The sequence below is a fragment of the Stutzerimonas stutzeri genome (assembly GCF_024448695.1).
Taxonomy (GTDB): domain Bacteria; phylum Pseudomonadota; class Gammaproteobacteria; order Pseudomonadales; family Pseudomonadaceae; genus Stutzerimonas; species Stutzerimonas stutzeri_T.
Map to the genome: position 1 here is coordinate 28854 of NZ_JAMOHY010000024.1, position 20077 is coordinate 48930.

The 20077-nt window shown below is 63.1% G+C and carries 26 protein-coding genes, 1 tRNA gene and 2 pseudogenes; 20 read left to right on the forward strand and 9 right to left on the reverse strand.

The features are described 5' to 3' along the window. The first annotated feature begins 45 nt into the window (after positions 1 to 45). Positions 46 to 1440 (forward strand): siroheme synthase CysG, encoded by a 1395-nt coding sequence (cysG, locus tag NAV32_RS14660; protein WP_256053537.1) that lies wholly within the window; start codon positions 46 to 48, stop codon positions 1438 to 1440. A 60-nt stretch (positions 1441 to 1500) separates the two neighbouring features. Here the strand turns inward: cysG and NAV32_RS14665 are convergent, their stop codons facing one another. The 7 genes from NAV32_RS14665 to NAV32_RS14695 form a co-directional block, all read right to left on the reverse strand. Beyond that, positions 1501 to 2499, reverse strand: a complete 999-nt coding sequence (locus NAV32_RS14665) for a glutathione S-transferase family protein (RefSeq protein ID WP_256053538.1) — start codon at positions 2497 to 2499, stop codon at positions 1501 to 1503. Between the two features lie 85 nt (positions 2500 to 2584). After that, positions 2585 to 3565: a glycosyl transferase family protein gene (locus NAV32_RS14670; RefSeq protein ID WP_256053539.1), complete on the reverse strand. Its 981-nt coding sequence runs from the start codon at positions 3563 to 3565 to the stop codon at positions 2585 to 2587. Further along, the gene (locus NAV32_RS14675; protein WP_256053541.1) at positions 3562 to 3897 is read right to left on the reverse strand and encodes a TusE/DsrC/DsvC family sulfur relay protein; all 336 of its coding nucleotides are present in this window, start codon (positions 3895 to 3897) and stop codon (positions 3562 to 3564) included. The genes NAV32_RS14670 and NAV32_RS14675 overlap by 4 nt, the downstream gene beginning before the upstream one ends. Continuing rightward, positions 3894 to 4196 (reverse strand): sulfurtransferase complex subunit TusB, encoded by a 303-nt coding sequence (gene tusB, locus NAV32_RS14680; RefSeq protein WP_256053542.1) that lies wholly within the window; start codon positions 4194 to 4196, stop codon positions 3894 to 3896. Before tusB ends, NAV32_RS14675 begins: the two co-directional genes overlap by 4 nt. Further along, positions 4196 to 4555, reverse strand: coding sequence for a sulfurtransferase complex subunit TusC (tusC, locus tag NAV32_RS14685; RefSeq protein ID WP_256053543.1), 360 nt, complete (start codon positions 4553 to 4555; stop codon positions 4196 to 4198). The genes tusB and tusC overlap by 1 nt, the downstream gene beginning before the upstream one ends. Further along, the gene (gene tusD, locus NAV32_RS14690) at positions 4555 to 4947 is read right to left on the reverse strand and encodes a sulfurtransferase complex subunit TusD (protein WP_256053544.1); all 393 of its coding nucleotides are present in this window, start codon (positions 4945 to 4947) and stop codon (positions 4555 to 4557) included. Before tusD ends, tusC begins: the two co-directional genes overlap by 1 nt. An 88-nt stretch (positions 4948 to 5035) precedes the next feature. Continuing rightward, positions 5036 to 5704, reverse strand: a complete 669-nt coding sequence (locus NAV32_RS14695) for a Bax inhibitor-1/YccA family protein (protein ID WP_256053545.1) — start codon at positions 5702 to 5704, stop codon at positions 5036 to 5038. A gap of 128 nt (positions 5705 to 5832) precedes the next feature. Between NAV32_RS14695 and NAV32_RS14700 the strand changes: the two genes are divergently transcribed. Both NAV32_RS14700 and NAV32_RS14705 read left to right on the forward strand, forming a co-directional pair. Then, positions 5833 to 5922 (forward strand) — tRNA-Ser (locus NAV32_RS14700). 1026 nt (positions 5923 to 6948) lie between these two features. Continuing rightward, positions 6949 to 7227, forward strand: a complete 279-nt coding sequence (locus NAV32_RS14705) for a DUF1652 domain-containing protein (RefSeq protein ID WP_423836439.1) — start codon at positions 6949 to 6951, stop codon at positions 7225 to 7227. Here the strand turns inward: NAV32_RS14705 and NAV32_RS14710 are convergent. Together NAV32_RS14710 and NAV32_RS14715 are read right to left on the reverse strand one after the other, a co-directional pair. After that, positions 7190 to 8191 carry a phage portal protein gene (locus NAV32_RS14710; protein ID WP_256053546.1) on the reverse strand — a complete coding sequence of 334 codons (1002 nt, stop codon included), beginning with the start codon at positions 8189 to 8191 and terminating at the stop codon, positions 7190 to 7192. The two genes, NAV32_RS14705 and NAV32_RS14710, sit on opposite strands and share 38 nt — an antisense overlap. After that, positions 8191 to 9954, reverse strand: a complete 1764-nt coding sequence (locus NAV32_RS14715) for a terminase ATPase subunit family protein (RefSeq protein ID WP_256053547.1) — start codon at positions 9952 to 9954, stop codon at positions 8191 to 8193. Before NAV32_RS14715 ends, NAV32_RS14710 begins: the two co-directional genes overlap by 1 nt. A 151-nt stretch (positions 9955 to 10105) precedes the next feature. On the opposite strand from NAV32_RS14715, the gene NAV32_RS14720 reads away from it, so the two are divergent. From NAV32_RS14720 to NAV32_RS14800, 17 genes and pseudogenes are all read left to right on the forward strand, one after another. Then, on the forward strand, positions 10106 to 10948 hold the full coding sequence (locus tag NAV32_RS14720; protein WP_256053548.1) for a GPO family capsid scaffolding protein: 843 nt from the start codon (positions 10106 to 10108) through the stop codon (positions 10946 to 10948). Positions 10949 to 10985: 37 nt separating this feature from the next. Further along, positions 10986 to 12059, forward strand: a complete 1074-nt coding sequence (locus NAV32_RS14725; RefSeq protein WP_256053549.1) for a phage major capsid protein, P2 family — start codon at positions 10986 to 10988, stop codon at positions 12057 to 12059. 3 nt (positions 12060 to 12062) lie between these two features. Next, positions 12063 to 12746 (forward strand): annotated as a pseudogene (gene gpM, locus NAV32_RS14730) (phage terminase small subunit); the annotation flags it as partial. Between the two features lie 232 nt (positions 12747 to 12978). Then, positions 12979 to 13443: a head completion/stabilization protein gene (locus tag NAV32_RS14735; RefSeq protein WP_256053551.1), complete on the forward strand. Its 465-nt coding sequence runs from the start codon at positions 12979 to 12981 to the stop codon at positions 13441 to 13443. Further along, positions 13443 to 13652, forward strand: coding sequence for a tail protein X (locus tag NAV32_RS14740; protein WP_256053552.1), 210 nt, complete (start codon positions 13443 to 13445; stop codon positions 13650 to 13652). The genes NAV32_RS14735 and NAV32_RS14740 overlap by 1 nt, the downstream gene beginning before the upstream one ends. Further along, positions 13643 to 14101 (forward strand): hypothetical protein, encoded by a 459-nt coding sequence (locus tag NAV32_RS14745; RefSeq protein ID WP_256053553.1) that lies wholly within the window; start codon positions 13643 to 13645, stop codon positions 14099 to 14101. The genes NAV32_RS14740 and NAV32_RS14745 overlap by 10 nt, the downstream gene beginning before the upstream one ends. Further along, entirely contained in the window at positions 14085 to 14408 is a 324-nt protein-coding gene (locus NAV32_RS14750) for a phage holin, lambda family (RefSeq protein ID WP_256053554.1), read from the forward strand. The genes NAV32_RS14745 and NAV32_RS14750 overlap by 17 nt, the downstream gene beginning before the upstream one ends. Next, entirely contained in the window at positions 14405 to 15220 is an 816-nt protein-coding gene (locus NAV32_RS14755; RefSeq protein WP_256053555.1) for an N-acetylmuramidase domain-containing protein, read from the forward strand. The genes NAV32_RS14750 and NAV32_RS14755 overlap by 4 nt, the downstream gene beginning before the upstream one ends. Continuing rightward, positions 15217 to 15579: pseudogene (locus NAV32_RS14760) on the forward strand (hypothetical protein); the annotation flags it as partial. The gene NAV32_RS14755 and the pseudogene NAV32_RS14760, both read left to right, overlap by 4 nt. Beyond that, positions 15509 to 15763 (forward strand): Rz1-like lysis system protein LysC, encoded by a 255-nt coding sequence (gene lysC / locus NAV32_RS14765; protein WP_336604870.1) that lies wholly within the window; start codon positions 15509 to 15511, stop codon positions 15761 to 15763. The pseudogene NAV32_RS14760 and the gene lysC, both read left to right, overlap by 71 nt. Then, positions 15760 to 16182 (forward strand): phage tail protein, encoded by a 423-nt coding sequence (locus NAV32_RS14770; protein ID WP_256053556.1) that lies wholly within the window; start codon positions 15760 to 15762, stop codon positions 16180 to 16182. The genes lysC and NAV32_RS14770 overlap by 4 nt, the downstream gene beginning before the upstream one ends. Further along, positions 16175 to 16633 carry a phage virion morphogenesis protein gene (locus tag NAV32_RS14775; protein WP_256053557.1) on the forward strand — a complete coding sequence of 153 codons (459 nt, stop codon included), beginning with the start codon at positions 16175 to 16177 and terminating at the stop codon, positions 16631 to 16633. The genes NAV32_RS14770 and NAV32_RS14775 overlap by 8 nt, the downstream gene beginning before the upstream one ends. 68 nt (positions 16634 to 16701) lie before the next feature. Then, positions 16702 to 17274 (forward strand): phage baseplate assembly protein V, encoded by a 573-nt coding sequence (locus NAV32_RS14780; RefSeq protein ID WP_256053558.1) that lies wholly within the window; start codon positions 16702 to 16704, stop codon positions 17272 to 17274. Then, positions 17271 to 17624 (forward strand): GPW/gp25 family protein, encoded by a 354-nt coding sequence (locus tag NAV32_RS14785; RefSeq protein ID WP_256053559.1) that lies wholly within the window; start codon positions 17271 to 17273, stop codon positions 17622 to 17624. Before NAV32_RS14780 ends, NAV32_RS14785 begins: the two co-directional genes overlap by 4 nt. Next, complete coding sequence (locus tag NAV32_RS14790; protein WP_256053560.1) at positions 17621 to 18535, forward strand: baseplate J/gp47 family protein; 915 nt, start codon at positions 17621 to 17623, stop codon at positions 18533 to 18535. Before NAV32_RS14785 ends, NAV32_RS14790 begins: the two co-directional genes overlap by 4 nt. Then, the gene (locus NAV32_RS14795; protein WP_256053561.1) at positions 18532 to 19155 is read left to right on the forward strand and encodes a phage tail protein I; all 624 of its coding nucleotides are present in this window, start codon (positions 18532 to 18534) and stop codon (positions 19153 to 19155) included. The genes NAV32_RS14790 and NAV32_RS14795 overlap by 4 nt, the downstream gene beginning before the upstream one ends. Beyond that, positions 19148 to 20077 (forward strand): phage tail protein (locus tag NAV32_RS14800; protein ID WP_256053562.1); only part of this gene is annotated, 930 nt, incomplete at its 3' end. The genes NAV32_RS14795 and NAV32_RS14800, both read left to right, overlap by 8 nt.

Consider the following 20077-nt stretch of genomic DNA (forward strand, 5'->3'; position numbering starts at 1 on the left):
CTGTGATGCCCCTGTCATTTCTTGTTGAAGTCAGGATCAAGCCGCATGGAATACCTTCCCCTGTTTCACAACCTCAAGGGCCGCCTGGTGCTGGTCGTGGGCGGTGGCGATATTGCCCTGCGCAAGGCCCGGCTGCTGTCCGAGGCCGGTGCGGTGCTGCGTGTGGTCGCTCCAGAGATCGAGCCGCAACTGACCGAACTGGTGGAGCAGGGCGGTGGGCAGACGCTGCTGCGCGGTTATGCCGGCGGTGACCTTGCCGGCTGCGTGCTGGCCATTGCCGCCACCGATGATGAGCCCTTGAATGCCCGCGTCTCGGATGACGCCCGAGCGCTCGGCATTCCGGTCAACGTGGTGGATTCGCCAGAGCTGTGTACGGTGATCTTCCCGGCCATCGTTGATCGTTCGCCACTCATGATTGCGGTGTCCAGTGGTGGTGATGCGCCGGTGCTGGCACGGCTGATTCGTGCTCGAATCGAAACCTGGATTCCTTCCGCTTACGGTCAACTGGCCGGACTGGCCAAGACGTTTCGCGCCCAGGTCAAAACGAAATTTTCCAATGTCCAGCAACGGCGGGTGTTCTGGGAGGAAGTCTTCCAGGGCACCATCGCCGAACAGGCGCTGGCTGGACGTGCTGCCGAGGCTGAGCGGCTGCTGGCGGAAAAACTCTCCGGCGCGGCGCCAAAGGCTCTGGGCGAGGTCTATCTGGTGGGTGCCGGGCCGGGTGATCCCGATCTGCTGACCTTTCGTGCACTGCGTCTGATGCAGCAGGCCGATGTGGTGCTCTACGACCGCCTGGTGGCACCGGCTATTCTCGACCTGTGCCGCCGCGATGCTGACCGCATCTATGTTGGCAAACAGCGCGCCGAGCATGCCGTGCCCCAGGACCAGATCAACCAGCGACTGGTGTCGTTGGCCAAAGAGGGCAAGCGGGTGCTGCGCCTCAAGGGTGGTGATCCGTTCATCTTTGGTCGTGGCGGTGAGGAAATCGAAGAGCTGGCCGCCCACGGTATTCCCTTCCAGGTAGTGCCTGGCATTACCGCTGCCAGTGGCTGTGCCGCCTATGCAGGCATTCCCCTGACCCATCGTGACCATGCGCAATCGGTGCGCTTCGTCACCGGACACCTCAAGGATGGCAGTTGTGATCTGCCCTGGCCGGAGCTGGTTGCCTCAAGCCAGACGCTGGTGTTCTACATGGGCTTGGTGGGTTTACCGTTGATCTGCCAGCAGCTGATTGCTCATGGCCGCGCCGCCGACACGCCTGTCGCCCTGATTCAACAGGGCACCACCAGTAACCAGCGGGTGTTTACCGGCACGTTAGGTGATCTTCCCGAGCGTGTTGCGAGCCAGCAGGTTCAGGCGCCGACGCTGATCATCGTGGGCGAGGTGGTGCAGTTGCGTGACAAGCTTGCCTGGTTTGAGGGCAGGAAAGACGCCGAATAACGTGGCGCTGCCAGCGCCTGTTTCCGGATCGTTGTGAAACGGAAGCAGGCTCTAAGCTATTCAGCGCGTCCAGATACCCTTGCCCGGCAGCCGATCACGATCATGAGCGCGTTCCAGCTCAAGCTGCGGGCCCCTGGGGACGATGCCGTTGGCGTTGATCTGCCGATGGCTTGCGTAGTAATGGCTCTTGATGTGGGTGAAGTCGACGGTTTGTGCGATGCCTGGCCACTGATACAGCTCGCGTAGCCAGTTAGACAGGTTCGGGTAGTCCTCGATACGCCGCAGGTTGCACTTGAAATGGCCGTGGTAGACCGCGTCGAAGCGCACGATCGTGGTAAATAGCCGCCAGTCCGCCTCGGTCAGGAATTCGCCGGCCAGATAGCGTTGTTGCCCGAGGCGCTGCTCCAGCCAGTCCAGCTCGCTGAACAGCTCATCGAAGGCGGTTTCATAGGCCTTTTGAGTAGTGGCAAAGCCTGCGCGGTAGACGCCGTTGTTGACCGCTGGATAAATCCGCTCGTTGAGGCTGTCGATCTCGGCACGCAGCGGCTCGGGATACAGATCCAGCTTCGAGCCGGTCAGCTCGTCGAAGGCACCGTTGAAGATGCGGATCAGCTCGGAAGACTCATTGTTGATGATGCGTCGCTCTTGTCGGTCCCAAAGCACAGGGACGGTTACCCGACCCGTGTAGTTCTCATCATCGGCGGTGTAGCGCTGGTGCAGCAACTCCAGACCGTCGAGGGCATCACCGCTGGAGCCGGTGCTTTTGTCGAACGTCCAGCCGTGCTCAGCCATCAGCCAGCTGACCACCGAGACCTCGATCAGTGAGTCGAGCTTTTTGAGTTTTCGGTAGATCAGGGTGCGGTGCGCCCAAGGGCAGGCGAGCGATACATAAAGGTGATAGCGCCCGGCTTCTGCCTTGACCGCCCGTTGACCGTTCGGTCCGGGCGAGCCGTCAGCGCTTACCCAGTCGCGGCGCTGGGCCTGTTCTCGCTGGAATTCTCCACCATCGCTGCTTTCATACCAGCGGTCGTGCCATTGCCCTTCAACCAGAAGTCCCATGATTGCCTCCTCAATTCGAATCTTGGAGACAGTTTAGGGGGCAAGGTTCGAGCAAAGGGGCTTAATGGCGGATCAAACCCATCGATCAAGCCGATGGGTTTCGCTTTTCCCAGTAGTGCCGGGCCTGCTCGAAAGCTGCCTCGCGGGGCTGCCCGAGACCGCGAAGGGCCAACGCCATGGTCGCTACGACGGCCAGTTCGCCATAGGCATCTTCGGCGCCGCGCCATACAGCAAGCAGGTGTTGAGGATCGAGTTGTGCGGGTTTTACATGGCGTTGCGCAGAGAGAGCAGGCCAGTCTTCGTCCCAGTTGGTGCCGGCTTCAGTGCCGTAGAGGTGGGCGATGCCGTCCGGGTTGACTTCGATTTCACCACCTTCGCCCTTGATGACGATGCTGGTATCGCCGAGCAGACGACTGGCTTCGCGATGGTTGGCCTGATAACCGGGGTGGAAAATGCTTTGCAGGCCGCAGCGCGCACCCAGTGGATTGAGGATGCGTGCCAGCGAGTGAATCGGCGAACGCAGACCGAGGATGTTGCGCTGGTCGATCATATGCTGCAGACGGGGCATCCAGGCACCCAGTGGCATGAATGCCAGGTTGCTGCTGTCCAGAGCCGCATTAACAGCAGCCCAGTTGTCGCAGCGGGCGATATCCAGTAGGCCGAGAAGCTGCTCGGTATACAGGCGCCCGGCGGTATGCGCGCCGCCGCCGTGCATCAGAATCCGAACACCATTCTGCGCCAGGCATTTGGCTGCCAGCAGATACCAGGGCAGATGGCGCTTCTTGCCGGCATAGGTCGGCCAGTCAATGTCCGCCGCGATTACTGGCGCGTGCAGTCGCTCGCGTACGGCCTCGGTGAAGCCGGCAAGCTCTGCGGCGCTTTCTTCCTTGTGTCGCAGCAGCATCAGGAAGGCACCGAGCTGGGTGTCCTCGGCCTTGCCGTCGAGCAGCATGCCCATGGCTTCACGTGCCTCTTCGCGGGTCAGGTCGCGGGCGCCGCGCTTGCCCTTGCCGAGAATGCGCACGAAAACGGCAAAGGGATGTTCGGCAGGCGTGACGATATTCATATGCAATTGCTCGGTTTGGGCAGGCCTGCCAGTTTGGCTGCAAGCTTGGCGGGCGTGCCTAGAAATAGTCGGTTCAGGTGCATGCTGTTGCCCTTGTCGGGGCCGAGCTTGAGTGCGACATACCGGATCAGTGGGCGTGTCGCCGGCGAGAGCTGGAATTCCTGGTAGAACTCGCGCAACAGCAGCAGGATTTCCCAGTGCTCATTTTGCAGTTCCAGACCTTCTGCTTGCGCCATTACCAGCGCAACAGGCTCGCTCCAATCGGCCAAGTCCACCAGGTAGCCTTCCTGATCGACGGCAATCTCTGCGTCACCCACGACGAGTGCACTCATAGCCAGGTATTGGTCCGCGCGTAGCGGCAGCAGAGTTCGACGAAGGCGGGGTAATCGACCTGGTGTAAATGCTCAGGTAAATCCTCCAGCCCACGCACGACGATGTCCTCGTCCAGCGCGAAGAGGGCGATGCCCTCCGGCAGCAGCTCTAGCGCTTGGCGCTGGGCGGTGCCGCGCTGTAGCGCGTAGACAGCGTCGCCGCTGAGCAGCAGTCCATCACCGGCTGACAGCAGGCGCAGACAGCTGGAGAGGCGACTGTCGGCAAAGGGGGAATGCGAAAGCAGGTGCAGGGTGGCCATCAGAGTGTGATCACATGGTCATAGCGATTGATCAGGGCGCTGAGGGCGTCGTCGCCCAGCACCTCAACGGGAAGGCTCAGGCTGGCTTCGGCCAGGCCGCGTTCGTCGAGGCTGCGTCTGGCTGCGTACAGCGCTTCGATTCCGAACAGCGGCAGGGCTTGCAGGTTGGCGGTCAGATCTTTCTGTTGCACGGCGGCTGCCTGCTGCATCGGGGCCAACTGCAACACACCATCATCGAGAAACAGCAGGCCCAGCGGCAGCTCGAAGGCGCCACCGGCCAGCGCGATATCCAAAGCCTCACGGGCCGAGGGGCCGGCCCAGGGCGACTGGCGGCTGATGATCAACATCGAACGGGCCATCATTGACCTCCGAAGCAGACAAGGCGGTCGGCTTGCTGGGCCGCTTCGTGCAGCTGACCCAGTCCGGAAAGCTCCCAGCCCGGAGCGAGATTGGCGGCAGGCTTCCCGTGGCGTCTGGCCTCCTGCTCATTCAGCACGCCGCGGCGCAGGCCGGCTGCGATACAGACAACGCCATCGAGGCTGTGAGTCTGGACGAACTGACTCCATTGCCCGGCGACATCGAATTCATCCTGCGCGGCCACGATATTGCCCGACGCGCTGTGGACGCCATCCTGGTACAAGAACAGCCGGACGATCTCATGCCCACCGGCAAGCACCGCTTCGGCAAAGCGCAAGGCGCGCCGCGAAGCGGGAGAGTGGGCTGGGGCATAAAGGGCGATTACGAATTTCATGGGGCACCTTGAAAGCTGGCCGACATGATACGCCAGCTACAGAAACGGAAAAGCCCGCCGAAGCGGGCTCTTCCCTGCCAGGCAACTATCAGTCGTCGCCACCCATGATGCCCATCAACTGCAGCAGGCTGATGAACAGGTTGTACAGCGAAACGTACAGGCCGATGGTGGCCATGATGTAGTTGCGCTCGCCGCCGTGAATGATGGCGCTGGTCTGGTAGAGGATGCAGACCGAGGAGAACAGCACGAAGCCGGCGCTGATCGCCAGTTGCAGACCGCTGATCTGGAAGAAAAAGCTGGCGATCATGGCGCCCAGCAGGACGAAGAAGCCGGCGGTGATGAAGCCGCTGAGAAAACTCATGTCCTTGCGGGTGATCAGTACGAATGCAGACAGACCGAAGAACACCAGCGCCGTCATTGACAGGGCCGAGGCGATAAGCTCGCCGCCGCTGGCCATGCCCAGGTACATGTTCAGGATGGGACCGAGCGTGTAGCCCATGAAGCCGGTCAGGGCGAACGTTGAAACCAGGCCCCAGACCGAATTGCGCAGCTTCGCGGTGAGGAAAAACAGACCGTAGAAACCGATCAGCACAACGAAGATGTTCGGATAAGCGGCATTGGCCTGCATGGCCATGTAGGCGACCAGTGCGCTGAAGCCCAGCGTAAGGGCCAGCAGGCCATAGGTATTGCGCAAGACACGGCTGACTTCCCGTTGTTCGACCTGCGTGTGCGTAGATGCGTACTGTTGCTTGAGCATTGCGACACTCCTGTAAATGTATTCAGCCCGAGGTGAATTGTCCCGGATCATAGCAGAGCTTTTGTTACCAGCTGACAACAGAGTTTGACAGTGTGTTTCGTTCCGGTACTATTGCGCCCGCTCTCTGCGGAGGAGTGGCAGAGCGGTTGAATGCAACGGTCTTGAAAACCGTCGAAGGGGAAACTCTTCCGTGAGTTCGAATCTCACCTCCTCCGCCATATCGCGAACTGAAGGCCCCGTATTCCGGGGCCTTCGGCGTTTCAGGGCATGGGAAATTAGCGAGAGAGTGTTCCCATACTGTTCCCAAGAGAGAGTGTGCGGCGGGTGCAAAAAGCCCGCCCCGAGGTGATGGTCGCGATTTTGGTTGACCCATCGAAAACGGGTAATTTAGGTAATCGCCATTCTGAAACGGCTGTAAGTCCTTTAAAATCAATGCCTTGAAGAGATTTGTTAAAGGTAAGAATAGGGTAATAAATTAGTAATCGAATTACCTAAATCACCGGTCAGCAGCTTGAAAAGCAGAGCCCTTTGAAATCAGGCACTTACAGAAAAATTACCTTTTGCCTTACCTCAAATTACCTTTCCAGGTAATCGCTCAAGCCCAGCAAATACGTGGCTTACAGCCGTGAAAATCCCGGCGCTTACCAAAATTACCCATTTACGGAATCGGTTCTGAATTCTGAGGCCGTGGGCGCTTGCGTGTGAGGCGTACCCTCGCAGGGTTCCGCAGGTATTTCCTCCATGCCGATCATCCCGCCATCGCAGGCGCTGGGCCGCCTGGGGCAGGGTGCAGGGCTGCAGTGAAAGGGACCTCTTTAGCCCGCAGGTGAGGTGGGGGGACAACGGCGCGCGCCGGGTGGTGGCTGGGTCTGGGTGCGCTGGCCGACCGGTCGCGGTTGGCTGCTGGTGACATGGGTGGTGCTCGGCGGCCGGTCAGCGGGCGCCGACCTATCACGTTGGTGCTGGTATGGCTGCAGGCCGCATGAATGCTGGGTTTCGGCCCTTTAAAGATGGACTCGAAAGGCTCTTTTTGGTATGGTTTGCTGGGGCCTTGCTTGCTTAGAGGCCGGCGAAAACGTCTCGCGCACAGGCACAAAAAAACCGCACGGGAGCGGCTTTGTTTGTAGCTAGAGTTTTGTGCTGGCTACTACCGCTCCGGTCGAGCGGCAGCAGGAGCGGCTACGGTTGCATTAGCCAAATCGACGAACGCTCCTATGCTTCACATCTTGGACAAAGGATTTGTCATGATGAAACGGATACGGCAGCCCGAGGCGATGGCCCTCGTACAAGAACACTTCCGGCCACTGCGGTTCATTGCCGAAATGGATTCCCCAGGAACCATACATGCCATGCTGCTGAACCTTCAGACCGGCGACTCGCTGGTCCTGACAGGCATCCCGTGCGGCATAACGCTGTCGCGTGAGGAGTTGGCTGTTCTGATCACCACAATCGAACTTGATATCGCTGCCCTGAGGCCGAACTTGGTCAATTCTTGGCGGGCAACTCGAAAGGCCGGAACCTAATCACCTCATCCCCAACCCACTCGTTCACCTGCTGCAGCCTTGCCTGAATCGGCTCCAGCTCGTTGACGGCCCACACCTCGGCGGCCTCGCGCAGTGAGCCGAAGCCGCCGGCGTTCTGCGGCACGATGCCCATCAGCTGGGGCGGGATGCGCAGTGCGGCCAGCAGGTCGTCGCGGCTGATGTTCTTGATCGAACCAAATTCATCCTTCGCCGCGACCTCGCTCACGGGTATCAGCTGAATGCCTTCCTTCTTACCGCCAGGCGCGTAGACGAACAGGTTGCGAAAGTTGCCCGGGCCCTTGGCCGATTTCAGCGCGGTGCGCAGCTCATCGATGTCTTCCTCTTTCTGTGCCGCGTCGGTCATGTACATGATGAAGCCCGCGTGACTGCCGTTCTGGTAGTAGCGCCGGCGGAAGAGGGTGGCCGACTCGTTGAGCAACGCGCTTTGCAGTGCAGACAGCCATTCCGGCATGCCGTACACCTCCTGGTTGATATCCGCTTCGCGCAGATGGCAGATCGTGCCCGGGGCAAATTCATGTTCGTCCCGCCAGCCGCGCACCTGGTAGTAAGTTTCCAGATCCGCGCCGCGGCGCATGTACTTGGCCAGCGTTGGCTGAAGACTCAGGGTTTGCCCGAGCATGTTGCGTCGGCGCTCCAAGTAGGCATTGCCGCACCACAACCAATCCAGGGCGAACTGGCCGAACGCCTGCCGGCTCAGCAATCGGTGCGGAATAAAGGTCCGCTCGAGCATGTTGCGCTTGAAGTTCAGCCCGCTCTGGAGAAACACGCTCGCCCGGGTCGACTTCGCCAGCCCATCCAGCGACAGCGGCGGCTCGTACCAGCGGCCATTCAGCCAGCACTCCAGATAGTCGAGCAGCTCGCGGCCATCCAACACCGGCATCGGATCGCCGAAGGTGAAAGCCTCGATGCCCTGGGCAGGTGCGGCGGCAATGTCAGTAGTCATCAGAATCTCTCCATAAAGCTGGTGTTCTGGGCGGTCATGCCCTCGAGCGGTTCGTTGTGCAGGGCATGGAACAGCGCCCAGGCCAGATCGGCGTGGCCGGTTTCGTCGGTGCGCCCGGCGGTGTACGTCATCTGCCGGCCGCTGGCAGTGGTGGTTTTGCGGATGGCCATCAGCGAGCTGGCGAGGTCCGTCCAGCCGGCATCGAACTCCAGCCGGCCCTTGTGGATCACGTCGTAGGCTTTCAGCACCAGGCGGGTCTTCACCTCGGGGCTATATGAGAAGGTCGTCAGTCCAGGGAAGAACGATTTCACTAGCTGCGCCACGCCCGAGCCCAAGCCCGTCATGTCGATACCGATGTAGGTCACCCAATAGCGCAGCGTCACCCGGTGGATCGCCTCGGCCTGGGCGGCGAAATCCATCCCGCGGAACTGATGGCGCTCCAGCACTCGGAACTTGCCACCCGGTACCAGCGGCGGCGCGACAACCACCAGGCCGGCGCTGTCGCCGGTTTCGGCAGGGTCATAACCCACCCACACCTGGCGATCGCCAAAGGGCCGGTCTGCAAACGGCTTGTAGTCCTCATCCCACTCAATCCAGCTATCCACCATGCATGGCTGCAGCACGGCCAGCGGGAAGATCGAAGCGCCGTCATCCACGAACTGACACATCAACAGGTTCTGGAAGGCCTCCGCGTCGTACTCCTGGCGCAGCTCTTCCAGGTCGAACAGGTCACAGCCGCGCGCCTCTGCATCAAGGATGGTCACGATCTGTCGCCAGACCTTGTCTTCACACAGCCGGCCCTGCTGCAGCGCGTCGTGCGACACGTCGATATTGATCCGCTGCGCCGCCGGCTTGCCCTTGTTGAACCGCTCGCCGGTCCAGAACGAATAGGCCTCATGGGCCATGGAAGAGGGCGTCGAGAAGTAGGTGCGGCGGTACTGCTTCTGCATCGCCATGCCGCTGGCCACCTTGTTCAGCTCGCGGAACTTGAACGTCCAGAAGAATTCATCGAAGTAAAAGTTGCCGTGGTAGCCCTGCGCCGTGCGCGCGTTGGTACCCAGGAAGTGCAGCTCGGCGCCGTTGGCCAGAATGATCGGATCGCCGGTCAGCTCGATCTGGCACACCTCACGGGCGAACGCCTGGATATACGCTTTGAAAATGTGTGCCTGATTCTTCGAGGCGGAGAGGAAGATCTGATTGCGCCCGGTGATCAGTGCATCGAGCAACGCCTCGCGTGCGAAGTAGTAGGTCGCGCCGATCTGCCGGCTCTTGAGAATCGCCCGCGTGCGCTGATTGCCCGCCCGGTACCAGTCCAGCTGATAGCCAAAGCACCCATCACGGAACGCTTCCTCAAGCTTTTCGATGTCCTCTTCGCTGAACTCGTTTCGCTTCGGCGCCTTCTTCGGCCCCTCGTTGCGCTTGGCCAGGTTCGGGTTAAGGTCCGTTTCGGTACCGCCACCCTTGAACCGCTCGATGCGCGCCTGCCGCTCCAGTTGCCGGTGCAGCAGGTCGATTTCCTTGAAGTCGCCGCCGCTCTTGCCGTCTTTCAGGATCAGCTGAACCAGCCGCGCCTCCAGCGCACCGCCAATCCGCTCGACGTTGTCGGCCCGGTCCCACTCGTCGCGGGTTTTCCAGCTGTGGACGGTTTTTTCCTTCTCGTCCAGGTAGTCGGCGATATCCGTGATGCGCCAGCCCGTCCAGTACAAAAACTTGGCCTGGCGGCGGTTATCACGTTGGGCGGGGAGTTCGGCAGGTGCATTCATGGCGCAGATGGTGTCGCCCGCGCGCGTAGCCTGTTAGCGCCTCACCCTGTACCTGCCTCCCATCCACAGCAGGCACATTGCCCGCATCGCGCGGCGTGCCGACCATGCCCCTCAAAGCACCTGCACCCAGCAGCTACCGAGGACAAACCGCATGGCCGCCAACGCCACCAAGCCCGAGAAGAAATTCCGCTCCAAGATGTTCCGCATCGCAGTCGAAGGCGCGACCACCGATGGCCGCACCATCGAACGCAGCTGGATTGAGGACATGGCCGCCCAGTACAGCCCCAACACCTACGGTGCACGCCTCAACTGCGAGCACATCAAAGGCTACTGGCCGGGCGGCGAGTTCGGTGCCTACGGCGACGTGCTGGCGCTCAAGGCAGAGGAAGTCGAGATCGCCGGCGAGAAGAAGCTTGCCCTCTACGCCCAGATCGAGCCCAACGAGGCGCTGCTGGCCCTGAACAAAAAAGGCCAGAAGGTCTACACCTCGATCGAGGTCCAGCCCAAGTTCGCCGACACCGGCAAGGCCTACCTGATCGGCCTGGCCATCACCGACAGCCCCGCCAGCCTGGGCACCGATGCGCTGGAATTCAGCGCCAAGCACGGCACCCTGGCCCACCGCAAACAGCACCCGGACAACCTGTTCACCGCAGCCGAAGAGGCCGAGCTCGAATTCGAGGAGGTCACCGAGAAGCCCGGCGCCTTCGGGGATCTGGCCAACCGCGTCAAGGCCCTCTTCACCAAGGGCAAGGAGGTCGACGGCCAGTTCGCCGAGATCGGCGAAGCCGTCACCGCCCTGGTGGAGTTTGCCGAAAAGCAGCAGACCAGCCTGGAGAAGCACAGCGCCGACGCCACTGCCCTGAGCGAAAAGGTCACCCAGCTCGAAGCAACCGTCACCGAGCTGACCGCAAAGCTCGGCAGCACCCAAGACCACAGCCAACAGCAGCGCCCGGCGGTGTCGGGCAGCAACGGCCAGATAAAGACCTCGTTCTGAGCCGCGCCTCACACCCAATTAGCCCCGGAGATCCACCATGCGTAACGAAACTCGTCTTGTCTTCACCGCCCTGGCTGTGCAAATCGCACTGCTCAACGGCGTCGCCAGCGCTGCCGAGAAATTCACCGTTGCACCGTCCGTGCAACAAACCCTGGAAACCGCCGTTCAGGAATCCAGCGCGTTCCTGAAAGCCATCAACATCATTGGCGTCGACGAGCAGACCGGCGAATCGCTGCTGCTGGGTGTCAACGGCCCTATCGCCAGCCGCACCAACACTGCTGCCGGCAACGAGCGCAACCCGAAAAACCACGCCAACCTCACCAAAGATGACTACGCGTGCAAGCAGACCAACTTCGATTCCGCATTCCCCTATGCGCTGATTGACGCCTGGGCGAAATTCCCTGATTTCCAGGTCCGTCTGAGCAATGCCATCGCCCACCGCCAGGCGCTGGACCGCATCATGATCGGCTGGAACGGTACCAGTGCCGCCGCCGCCACCAACCTCGCCACCAGTCCGCTGCTGCAGGATGTCAACGTCGGTTGGCTGGCCAAGATCCGCACCAAGGCCGCAGCTCAGGTCATCGACGAAGGCGTCGAGGACTCCGGAAAGGTCACCGTAGGCGGCACCAAGGTCATCAAAGTGGCCGGTGTAGACACCGAAATCGGCGGCGACTATCAGACCCTGGATGGTCTGGTCTTCGATGCCATTCAAATGCTGGCCCCGCACCACCGCAGCCGTCCGGACCTGGTTGTCATCGTGGCACGCAACCTGATGCACGAAAAACTGCTCAAGGCGGTAGAAAAAGGTGCCGCCTCGAACGTCGAGGAAAACGCGGCCCAAGAGATCGTCAGCCGTGCCCGCCTGGGCGGCCTGCCCGTGGTGGATGCTCCGTTCTTCCCCGATGGCACCGTGCTGGTCACAACCCTCAGCAACCTGTCGATTTATTACCAGAACGGCGCCCGGCGTCGTCACCTGATGGACGAGCCCAAGCTCGACCGCATCGCCGACTACCAGTCCAGCAACGATGCCTATGTCATCGAGGATTTCCAGCTGGTTGCCCTGGTGGAAAACATCGAGGCCATGACCTACCCGTCACCGACTGAGGCATAAGCCATGGCCCTGACTCTCGCCCAACGCACCCAGCTGCGCAAACGCGCAGCCCTGCAGGCCGCTGAGGCAGCGCCAGAGCGGTCCATGGCTGGCGCCACTGCCTATGAACAGCAGCTGCTGCAACTCAACCAGGACCGGCTGCGCCTCAAGCAGGTGCAGTCGGAGCAGGGCAAGGCCGAGCTCAAGCGCCTGCTGATTCCGGCCTACGCGCCCTACATCGAAGGCGTGCTGTCCGCCGGCAACGGCGCCCAGGATGACGTGCTCACCACCCTCATGGTCTGGAGCATCGATGCCGGCGACTTCGTCAGCGCGCTGAACATTGGCCGTTACGTGCTCCAGCACAACCTGAAAATGCCCGACCGTTTCGCACGCACCACTGGCTGCCTGCTGGCCGAGGAAGTGGCCAACGCCGCACTCAAGCAGCAAAAGGCCGGCGAGCTGTTCGACCGCTTCGTTTTGACGCTGGCAGCGGACATCACTGCCGAGCACGACATGCCCGACCAGGCCCGAGCCAAGTTGCACCTTGCCCTGGGCAAGGCCTACCTGGCCGAACTGGACGAGGCCGCACCGAATGCCGAGGGCCTGGAAGAAGCCCGCGCCAATCTGGCCCGCGCCATCGACCTGCACAGCAACTGCGGCGGCAAAAAAGATCTGGAGCGCGTTGATCGACTCCTGAAGAAACACGCGGAAAGCAAGCCAACCGAAACCGGTACCGGCAAGCCACCGGTCGACGAGACCGCCAACCCCGACCAGGGCGCAGGCGATCAAACCGACCCAGGCGAGCAGGGCACCGACTCCGGTACCGGCGCGCCACCCGCTAACTGAGCGTCCCCCACGCACTCGGCGGCTCGGGGCTGATCAACGGGGTTTCTCCTGCCCAGTTGTGACGCCCCGACCACCGCCGAACTAGGGCAAGAACATGAGCGCATTCATCGCAACTGGCGGCAGCGCCGAGCCTTACCCGATCACCAACGACGGCTGGTTTCCTGACCTGGACGGCGTGCACATGCGCGAGTCGCTGCGCCTCGACGGCAGCATCAGCGATGCGCGCCTCGAAGTCGCAGCCGTCAACGCCGTGATCGAGATCAACCGCGAGCTTAAAGCCTGGAAATTCCGGCAGCACGCCGCCGGGTACGAAAGCCTGGCCGATGTGCCAGCTGATCAGATCCAGGGCGAGTCCGAGCTGCAGCACCTTTACCGCCGCGCCATCTACTGCAGCGCCGGCGCCGAGCTGGCCGAACGCTACCGCGACTACAGCGCCACCGGCGACGGTGCCGAGCGCGCCGATGCACTCACCCCAACCGCCGACGAGTACCGCCGCGATGTCCGCTGGGCCATCCGCAGCATTCTCGGCCGCGTGCATACCACCGTGGAGCTGATCTGATGGCCAGCCTGCGCGCCCAACAGGGCGACACCCTCGACGCCCTCTGCTGGCGCCACTACGGGCGCACCGCCGGCGTGGTTGAGCAGGTGCTCGACGCCAACCCCGGCCTGGCCGACCTCGGCCCGATCATCCCCCACGGCACCCTGATCCAACTGCCCGACCAGGCCGTGCGCGCCGAACAACGCCAAATGGTGAACCTATGGGACTGATCTACCTCGCCCTCTACAAGGGTCGCGGCACGCTGTTCAACCGCCTGGTGCGCCTCTGGACGCGCTCCAAATACAGCCACTGCGAGCTGATCCTGGCTGATGGTCGCTGGCTGTCCGCCTCGGCGATGGACGGCGGCGTGCGTGCCAAACGCATCGTGCTCGATCTTGAACACTGGTACCTGATCCCGGTGCCCTGGGCTGATGCTCGCCTGATCCAGCAGCTATACGAGCAGCACCAGGGGGAAGGCTACGACTGGCTCGGCCTGTTCGGTAGCCAGCTGCTACCCCTGACCATCGACAACCGCCGCCGCATGTTCTGCAGCGAGTTCTGTGCCGCCGCCCTGGGCTTCCCCATGGCGCAGCGCTACAGCCCCGCGCTGCTGGGTGAAGTCGTGCAGCGCGTTCATGCCATCACAACCGCAGGGCAACAGGATGAAGCACATGCCTGACAGAGCCGAAACCTGGGCGTGGCTCGCCACGTGGGCGCAGGAAAACTACCCCGTCCTATACGCCGCCGCATTGTCGGCTGCCATCGCCGGCTCCCGTCTCATGCTTGGCGGTGGCGAGCTGCGCCGCATAGCTGTCGAGGCGTTCGTCTGCGGCCTCATCACTCTGGCATTCAGCAACGGGCTGCCGCTGTTCGGCATCGCGGTAGAAGCCGCGCCGTTCTTCGGCGGCATCATCGGCCTGGTGGGAGCTGAAGGCGTTCGCGCCGCTGCCAAGCGCCTCTTTGATCGCAAGGCGGAGCAACTATGAGTGACCTCCTGACCAACGGCTCGCGCGGCTTGGCCGTGCGTCAACTGCAAGCCGCGCTGGTGCTGGCAGGCCACGCCGTCACCGTCGATGGCGATTTCGGCGATAACACCGAACGCGCCGTGCTCGCCTACCAGCGCAAGGTCGGCCTCGTTGTAGATGGCGTAGCCGGTCCGAAAACGCTTGCATCACTGGCCGGCAAGGACTGCCGTCGCCTGCTCAAGGAAATCGACCTGCAGCAGGCCGCTGACCGCCTCGGCGTGCCACTGGCCAGCGTCAAAGCGGTCAACCAGGTGGAGAGCAGGGGAGAAGGGTTCCTGTCCAATTGCCGCCCGGTGATCCTCTTCGAGCGGCACGTGATGCATGATCGCCTGCAGGCCCACGGCATCACCGAACGCACCGCAGACAACCTCGCCCAGCAGTACCCGGCGCTGGTCAACCGCAAACCCGGCGGCTACATCGGCGGCACCGCCGAGCATCAGCGCCTGGCCCAGGCCAAGCAGATCCATGACGAAGCGGCGGTTGAGTCCGCCAGCTGGGGTCTGTTCCAGATCATGGGCCACCACTGGCAGCGCCTTGGCTACATGGACGCCCAGCACTTCGCCGACACGATGTCGCTCAGCGAGGCCGCCCAGCTCGACGCCTTCGTCAGCTTTATCGAAGCCGACCCGGCGCTGCACAAGTCGCTCAAGACTCGCAGCTGGAAGCAGTTCGCCCGGATCTACAACGGCCCGAACTACGCCCGTAACCTCTACGACGTAAAGCTCGCCCGCGCCTATGCGCAGTTCGCTGGTGAGCAGGAGCAGGCCGCATGAGCACGCCACGCCTCTGGCTCGTTGTCGCAGGCGTATTCATCGCGCTGCTGGTGGTCCTGAATTTCCAGGATCAACGCATCGACGCGCAAACCGCCCGCGCGGATCTCGCCACCGAACGCCAGCAGCAGGCCGAACAACGCAACACCCGGCAGGCTGCCGTCATCGTCTCGCAGGAGCATGCGCTCGGCACCGAGCGCGCTGCCCAGGCCAGCCTGCACGAACAGCACGGCCAACTGCGCCAAGCGCTCGCCGCCCGCCAACTGACCATCCAGGAGCTACGCCGTGAAAATGCCGAACTACGCGATTGGGCTGACCAGCTGCTGCCTGCTGCTGCTCGCCGGCTGCGCCAGCGCCCCGCAATCACCGGAGCCGCTGATTATCAGCATTGGCTGTCCCGTCGTGACGCCCTGCCAACTGCCGCCGGCGGCGCCGAGCAGTAACGGCGACCTGCTGGCTGATGCCGAGGCGCTCGAAACCGCCTGGGCCGAATGCGCCGCCACGGTCGACCTAGTGGTCGAGCACAACGAGCGGGGCACCCAATGAAAAAGCCCGAATCCCTGCGCGCCCACCTGCAGGCCGCCATCCCCGAGCTCAAGCGCAACCCCGACCGCCTGCTGGTCTTCGTTGACGCCGGCAGCATGCGCAGCACCGCCGCGCCGGGGCTTTCGTTTGAATACAGCTACACCCTCAACCTGATCCTCACCGACTTCTCCGGCAGCCCGGATGCCGTCGCCATCCCGCTGTTCGCCTGGGTGCTGGTCAACCAGCGCGAGCTGATGGAGAACCAGGAGAAGGGCCGCGACGCCATCAAGTTCGAGGCCGACATCCTCGACAACAGCAAGGTCGACCTGTCCATTACCCTGCCGCTCACCGAGCGCGTTATCGTCCATCGCCAGGACGATGGCAGCCTCCAGATCACTCACCCGGCCGAGCCGGTTCCGGACTGGGCTGACCATGGCTGACGACCTGCGCGCCCTGGAAGATTGGGCCGGCGCACTGCTCAACCAGGTGCAGCCCGCCGAGCGGCGCAAGGTCACACAGGCCATTGCCCGCGAACTGCGCCGCAGCCAGCAGCAACGCATCGGCGCGCAGCGCAACCCGGACGGCACCCCCTACGCCCCGCGCAAGCCTCGCCAGCAGCTGCGCGCCAAAGCCGGGCGCATCAAACAGCGCAAGATGTTCGCTAAGCTGCGCACCGCCCGGTACCTGCGCCTGCAGAGCGACGCCAGCTCAATCGCCATTGGTTTTGCCGGTCGCGTGTCGCGCCTGGCCCGCATCCACCAGTACGGCCTGCGCGACAAACCCGGCCGCAACTCGCCCGATATCCAGTACCAACGCCGGCAGCTGCTGGGCTTCAGCGATGCCGAGCTGGAGATGATCCGCGACCAGCTCGTCGCGCACCTCGTGCCCTGACCCTGTAACGGCCTCCGCTACACAGCCCAACCAATGCGCCACGCGCCCGCGAAGGCGAGCATGGCGGCATGAACATCACCGACCTCCTGCGCCGCCTCGAAAACCTGATCCGCCTCGGCACTATCGCCGCAGTGGACCATCAGGCTGCGCGCTGCACGGTCAAAAGTGGCGGGCTCAGCATCCCCAATCTGCCCTGGCTCGCCCAGCGCGCCGGCAGCAGCAGCGACTGGGACCCGCCCACGGTCGGCGAGCAGTGCATCTTATTCAGCCCTAGCGGCGAACCGGCTCAGGGCATCGTCCTGGTCGGGCTCTACTCACAGCAACGCCCGGCGCCGTCGAACAGCGCAAACCTGCGCCGACGGACCTACCCGGACGGGGCTGTGATCGATTACGACCACGTCACCAGCACGCTCACCGCCACGCTGCCCGAAGGCGGCAAGGCCAAGCTCACCGCCACCGGTGGGCTGCATGTCGTTGGTCCCATCACCCACGAGGGTGACTACACCCAGATCGGCAACCAGAACGTCACCGGCACCGTGAACGTCACTGAAGACGTGATCGCCGGCGACATCAGCCTGGTCAATCACCGCACCAAGGGCGTCACGCCCGGCACCGGTGTTTCCCAGGAGCCCACGCCATGATCGGCATGTCCGCCCGTACCGGCCGCACGGTCAGCGACTCGGCGCACCTGGCCCAGTCCATCGCCGACATTCTCACCACGCCCATCGGCTCGCGCGTGATGCGCCGCGAATACGGCAGCCAGCTGCCGGATCTGATCGACGCACCCACCAACGACACCACTCGCCTGCAGGCCTATGCAGCCACCGCCATGGCGCTGATGCGCTGGGAAACCCGCATCCGCCTGAGCCGTGTGCAACTGTTTCTGGGCGAGCGCCCCGGGCAGGTGGTGCTCGAGCTTGAAGGCACCCGCGTGGATACCAACGAAGCGCTCTCGCTCAGCGTGCCCCTGCGCCTGGGGGCCAGCGCATGAATACCTTCACGCCCATCGACCTGGCCCAGCTGCCTGACCCCGACGTGGTCGAGCAGATCGACTACGAGCAGATCCTCGCCGCGCGCAAGGCCTACGCCATCAGCCTATGGCCCGCCGAACAGCAGGCCGAGGTCGCCGCCACGCTCGCGCTGGAATCCGAGCCGCTGACAAAGCTCATTCAGGAAAACGCCTACCGCGAAACCCTGCTGCGCCAGCGCGTCAACGAGGCCGCACTCGGCACCATGTTGGCCAAGGCCAAGGGCAACGACCTGGTGCAGCTCGCTGCCAACTACAACGTCAAGCGCTTGGAAGTCACCCCGGCGGACAACAGCACCGTGCCGCCAACCCCAGCTGTGATGGAATCGTTCGAGAGCCTGCGCGAGCGCGCGCAAATGTCCTGGGAAGGGCTCAGCACCGCCGGCCCGCGCAACAGCTACATCCTTCATGCCCGCAGCGCCGATGGCCGCGTGGCCGATGCCACAGCGGAAAGCCCATCGCCCGCCGTGGTAGTCGTCACCGTCCAGTCCCTGCTGGGCAACGGCGCAGCCGATCAGGAGTTGCTCAACACCGTGGCGGCCTACCTCAGCGACGAAGACCGCCGCCCGGTGGGTGACCGCCTTACCGTGCAGTCCGCCGAAGTGCTGGAATACAGCGTCGAGGCCGTGCTTTATCTCAACACCGTAGGCCCCGAGGTCGAACCGATCCGCGCCGCCGCCGAGCAGCGCCTCGCCGCTCTGGTCAGCCAGCGCCGGCGGCTGGGGCTGGAAGTGAACCGCTCCGCCCTGGACGCCGCCTTGCACATCGAGGGCGTGCGCCGCGTCGAGCTCCCCGGCTGGGTCGATATCATCGCCACGGCATACCAGGCCCCGTATTGCACCGGATTCAGCGTCGTCGTTGGGGCCCAGGCATGACCGCCCGGCACCTGCTGCCGCCCAACGCCAGCCAGCTCGAGCAGCTGGCCGCCGAAGCGCTCGCGCAGATCGAGCGGGTACCGGTACCCATCCGCGATTTGATCAACCCCGACCGCTGCCCGGTCGAGCTGCTGCCGTACCTGGCCTGGGCCTTCTCCGTAGACCGCTGGGATGCCACCTGGTCCGAGGCCATCAAGCGCGAAGTCATCAAGGCCTCGTACTTCGTGCATTCGCGCAAGGGCACCATCGGCGCGCTGCGCCGCGTGGTCGAGCCGCTGGGCTATCTGCTCCGCGTAACCGAATGGTGGCAGCAGGTGCCCGAGGGCGTGCCCGGCACCTTCTCGCTGGAAATCGGCGTGCTGCAAACCGGCATCAGTGAAGAAACCTACGAATCCCTGACCCTGCTGATCGATGACGCCAAGCCCCTCAGCCGCCACTTGATCGGGCTGGACATCAGCCTCGAAACCCACCTCACACGCCACGTCGGCGTTGCCGTCACCGATGGCGACGAGCTCGACGTGTACCCCTGGGAAAACGCCGATATCGATGTCCTGGTGCAGCGATACATCGGCGTGAGCGACTACATCCTCGACGAAATGGACGTGTACCCACATGGTTGACGTAAACACCCAGTTCGGCGGCTTCCTGACCAACCTCGGCGCCGCCAAGAATGCCAACGCAAACGCCCTGGGCGAGCCGTGGAAACTGACCCACATGCTCATCGGCGATGCCAACGGCACCGACCCGGCGCCAAGCCCTGGGCAAACAGCGCTGGTTAATCAGGTCTACCGCGCCCAGCTCAATCAGCTGTACGTTTCGCCCACCGATGACAACGTGCTGATCGCCGAACTGGTGTTGCCGCCAAACGTAGGCGGCTGGTGGATCCGCGAACTGGCCCTGGAAGATGAAGACGGTGTGTTCTCCGCCGTCGCCAAGTGCCCGCCGAGTTACAAGCCCGTGCTGGCCCAGGGCAGCGGTCGCAACCAGGTGGTGCGCATGCACGTCATCACCAGCGGCACGGCCAACATCCAGCTAAAGATCGACCCCAGCGTGGTGCTGGCGACGCGGGCTTATTGCGACGGGCTGATTGCGGCGCATAACGCCTTGGCGAACCCCCACGCGCAATACGCGTTGCGCGGGGCAGTTACGAGCATTGCAGCCAGCACAGTGCTGACCTCCGCTCAGATGGGCCTGCTACTGGCCGATGCCAGCGGCGCTCCGCTTACGGCCACGCTACCTGCCAGCGACGCGCTGCTGGGTGTCCGCGACATCATCGTCCGCCGCATTGACAACTCGGGCAACCGTCTGAAGATTCAGGCGTCCGGTACCGACAAAATCAAATTCCATACCCACTTGGCCAGCGAGGGCTATCCCTTCACGGTACTGATGGGTGCCGGCGACTGGTGGCATCTGCGCAGCGATGGCCAGGGCGGCTGGTGGCTGATTGGCCGGCACGACACTACGCCGTTGGGCCGTCCCGTTTTCGAGACCACAACCGTGTTTGCTCCAGGTGGCTACGGAGCGCTGAGCGGCTCGGAACTG